Below are 386 nucleotides of genomic sequence, written 5' to 3' on the forward strand. Positions count from 1 at the left end.
GGCTGCACCCCATCACCCTCGGCCTCTCCAAGCAGTTGCTGCCGGTTTATGACAAGCCGATGATCTACTACCCGATCTCGGTGCTGATGCTGGCGGGCATCCGTGAGATTTTAGTGATTTCCACCCCACTGGACCTGCCGCAGTTTCGCAACCTGCTCGGCGATGGCAGCCAGTTCGGCGTGCACATCAGCTATGCCGAGCAGCCTGCGCCCGATGGCCTGGCGCAGGCGTTCCTGATCGGCGAGCAGTTCATCGGCAACGACTCGGTGTGCCTGGTGCTGGGCGACAACATCTTCCATGGCCAGCACTTCTCCGAACAGCTCAAGCGCGCGTTGTCGCGGCCCACGGGCGCCACTGTGTTCGGCTACCTGGTCAAAGACCCGGAG

Annotated in this window: 1 protein-coding gene; it reads left to right on the plus strand. The window is 62.4% G+C overall.

Annotated features, from left to right (window positions below; all coding sequences use genetic code 11):
• Positions 1-2: 2 nt before the first annotated feature.
• Positions 3-386: sugar nucleotidyltransferase (locus tag HAQ05_RS29725; protein ID WP_238936625.1), on the plus strand; the 384-nt coding region annotated here is incomplete at its 3' end.

This window comes from Pseudomonas typographi, from assembly GCF_014694385.1.
Classification (GTDB): Bacteria; Pseudomonadota; Gammaproteobacteria; order Pseudomonadales; family Pseudomonadaceae; genus Aquipseudomonas; species Aquipseudomonas typographi.